The sequence below is a fragment of the Ligilactobacillus equi DSM 15833 = JCM 10991 genome (assembly GCF_000615765.1).
GTDB lineage: Bacteria > Bacillota > Bacilli > Lactobacillales > Lactobacillaceae > Ligilactobacillus > Ligilactobacillus equi.
In genome coordinates, this window is the sequence record NZ_BAMI01000117.1 from 1 (window position 1) to 1,577 (window position 1,577).

Genomic DNA, 1,577 nt, shown 5'->3' on the forward strand with positions numbered 1-1,577 from the left:
GTCAAACTACGCACCGAATAAATTCGGTGGCTTGTAGACTTCCTTCGGAAGTTCATCACTTCGTGAAGTACTAGCTACAACTTACCTAGGTAAAGTATGCCCTACCATTTCTTAAATGCTTTAGTAAGAAACCAAACCATTCTCGGAAATAATAAGGTCTTACCTACCAATTAACTAGGCTTAGGACGTGAGCTGTCAACGCCCTATCTCATCTATTTATAGATGGGACTATTTTCAGTTAATGTTTTAGCTAACTCAGTGTGGCCCTTATCCAAAATGTTTTTGGCAGCATTGTGGTCACGAATATGGAAAACTTTACATTTAGGACAAGTCCAAGCACGGTCTTTCAAAGTTAGTTTCTTTGTTTCCTCTGTTCCCATTCTAAAACCGCAATCATTACACGTTTGCGTCGTATAGGCGGGATTAACCTCGACGAAAGTTCGACCATACTTAGGAGCTTTGTATTCAAGAAAAGTAAGCAGAGTTCGCCAACCAACATCACTGATACTCATAGCCAAGGCATGATTTTTAAGCATATTCTTACTCTTAAGGTTTTCTGCGACTACTAAATCGTGGTTCTTGATTAATGCAATCGAAATCTTGTGTAAGAAGTCCGTTCGTTGATTGCGAACCTTTTCATGGAGCTTAGCCACAATGAGTTTTTGTTTTTGGTAATTTTTGCTAGTCTTTAAAGGACGACCTTCTTTCTTGGCACGCCGTTGCCTACGTGAAAGAATCCGTTGTTCTTTAGCTAACTTATCTTTGATAGTTCGGTAATAACGTGGGCTTGAGACAACCTTACCATCACTTTGAGTTAAGAAGTTTTCTGTGTTCAAGTCAAAACCAACTTCACAATCTACTTTTGGAAATTTAGAATTAAATGGTTGGTCACTTTTTAATAAAAGCGAAACAAACCATTTCCCCGACGGATAATGCTTAATTGTCACCGTGGCAATTCGCACCATTTGGTTAGTTGGTAATGTGCGGTGTAATTTAATTTTGACTTTGCCTAGCTTTGGTAACTGCAAGTACTGACTGTCAATAAAGTGGATTGACCCGTTATAAAGGAAGGCACACCTCCTTTAGCTTTGACTTGGCTCGAGCTGTAATGGTTTGAGGTGCTATAACTTTGGACAGGCTGACTCTTTTTTTTAAATTTGGGAGTTCCAGCACTATGAACCTTCCTAAACATTTTCCAAGCATTGCGATAATGTACTTCAGTATTGGTAAACATATCACTATCTAATTCAGAATCGTTTAGCCAAGGGTAACGTGAATTACCTTTAATTCGTGCTAGACCAGTCGGACGGACTTGGGAAGCTTTAATCGGATTCTTTATCTTCTTATCTTTAGAAAATTTATAACGCCAGTAGGTAGTAGGAATAGGATACTTCTTATCCAATTTGTTGCGTTTAATAGCACTGTCAATCCAACTATTCGCTAACAACTGGTTATAGATAAAACGAGAAGCATTGATGTTTTTCCAAGCAACTTGTTCTTGTTTGTGATTAGGGTACATCCGTAATTTCAGTCCCATCATATATGGAAGTTCAACTTGTGGCATATACTTTCACCTC

Annotated in this window: 1 pseudogene; it reads right to left on the bottom strand. The window is 38.5% G+C overall.

From position 1 onward, the window contains the following. Nucleotides 1–212: 212 nt before the first annotated feature. Nucleotides 213–1,564, bottom strand: a pseudogene (locus JCM10991_RS16660) (RNA-guided endonuclease InsQ/TnpB family protein). Nucleotides 1,565–1,577: the final 13 nt, after the last annotated feature.